Raw genomic sequence first — 1,791 nt, 5'->3', positions numbered from 1 at the left:
AAGAATCTCGGCTTCCTTATTTTTACCCAAAATTAGTAGAAAGATCCCAGCAATTAAAGGAGAAACGATACAAGCTAATAAGAACCATAGAAAACCACTACGGTTGTAATTCGAAGCTAAAAAACCAACAGCGATTGCCAAGAAAAACCAGAAAAAAATCCCACCTAACATATTTACCTCATTTAATTGAAATTTGCCTGTGAACATTATCAATTTATACTCAACAGGCTTTGACTTTAAGCAACTCGATTGCAATTATCACTCGTTTGCATAAAAGCATAACGCCGCATTAAGGTGTGAGCGGCGCTTGGCTATACTTGAGCGAAGCGAAACTGCCAAGCGTTGCGAATCACTCTTAAATGCTTTGTTATATTGTGGTTTCGTAGTTCTCTTTTACTATGCTTAAGATGCGTTCTAGATGCTTAGAAAAAACTTTGTCCCATTCTAAAATCAAAGTTGAAGCATCAGTGTCATGAGATAGAAAGCCGCTATCATGATTGGCAGAGTACCCTTTTAACTTTCCTTGTCGAAGAGCATGACGATCCAGAATAAAGCTATGTTCCTTGATCTTTCGTCCACCTCGATTTGCGCCATGAGCAGCAAAGCTGTTTCTAATATCGAAGATCTTACAACCTTGAATTTCGCTTAGTTCAAACTCTATACCCATTTTTCTAAGCAAAACTAATAACGCTTGCTGCTGCATATAAACAGCATTGAGCACACCATAAAAGTACAAATAGAGATCGCCAAATGGCAATGATGGATCTCGCTCAAGAAACGAATGTTTCGCCAATTGTGTATCTTCTAATAAGTAAAAGCTGTCGATAACTGAGTTATACGCATCACTTGTAGCAACAGATACGATAGGAAAAAGCTCTTTATCATTCTCAACATTACAAGAGTGATCAGAGATGATTTCCCGAGTTAAAGCTATTATTTCATCAATTTCCAAACGCAGAACTCCAAAAACAATATAACGCCCTGTTAAGGGGTGAGCAACGCAATACCGAAGTCGCCGCATACCACCTTAAACACTTAAACCAACGCATAGTGAAAATGCCACGCGTTGCGAATCCCTCTTGAACAGTTTGTTAACTGTTTTGTTCATGATGTACTTTGTTCCACTTACGTGACTTCAAACCCGTTCTGTATGGCCAAGTAAATAGCTGAGGATAGTCTCTCTCATTAATTACCTCATCCATTTCCCATATTCCCCAATAACCGTCATTTTCAACAATCAAGTCATGAATCTCAACAAACTCATGGTTTAGCAAAGAGATCATTTGTTTTGCTGCGTCTTCGTTTATCTTCTTACTTGGTATTGATATTTGACTCGTAGTATCGACTTTACCTTTGCCTCTTTCGAGTGTCACATAAGTGGATTGTTGTTTTTGGAACTCTAACTTTTTCTCTTTGATTCGATTCACAAAACTTGGTGAATAGTCGAAAAGTTCACGACCAATAAATGCAAACTGTTTCTCTGGGTGCATATAGAGAAGTTTGAGCCATTGCTGCTCAAACTTTACAAATACTTCGTAATCAGGAGCATCTTCCTTTGGAAAGCCATTATTCGTAAGAGTCATGTAATAACAATGATCAACCCACTTCGCCTTTGCGAACTCTTCTAAGGACAGAACCGACAACTGAAATGCAGATGGGTAAGAGCCATGCTTGAACAACAGTATTGAATCCATATGCAAGCGAAGTGCATTCTTTAGGGACTCGTAAGCAATTTTCTCATACTTATAATTACTTAAACGTTTAAGCTTCATACTACCTCTAAAACAGTTA

At 38.1% G+C, this 1,791-nt stretch carries 2 protein-coding genes; both read right to left on the bottom strand.

Features of this window, described 5'->3' with window-relative positions:
* Nucleotides 1-367 precede the first annotated feature (367 nt).
* Complete coding sequence (locus IQR33_RS07925; RefSeq protein ID WP_193843611.1) at nt 368-952, bottom strand: hypothetical protein; 585 nt, start codon at nt 950-952, stop codon at nt 368-370.
* A 139-nt stretch (nt 953-1,091) separates the two neighbouring features.
* A partial coding sequence (locus IQR33_RS07920; protein ID WP_228013791.1) for an AbiV family abortive infection protein occupies nt 1,092-1,791 on the bottom strand: 700 nt, incomplete at its 5' end.

Origin of the sequence: Vibrio sp. OPT46, from assembly GCF_015163535.1 — a bacterium.
Taxonomy (GTDB): domain Bacteria; phylum Pseudomonadota; class Gammaproteobacteria; order Enterobacterales; family Vibrionaceae; genus Vibrio; species Vibrio alginolyticus.
Note: the sequence above shows the minus strand (reverse complement) of the source record. Positions and strands in the feature narration are given on the sequence as shown.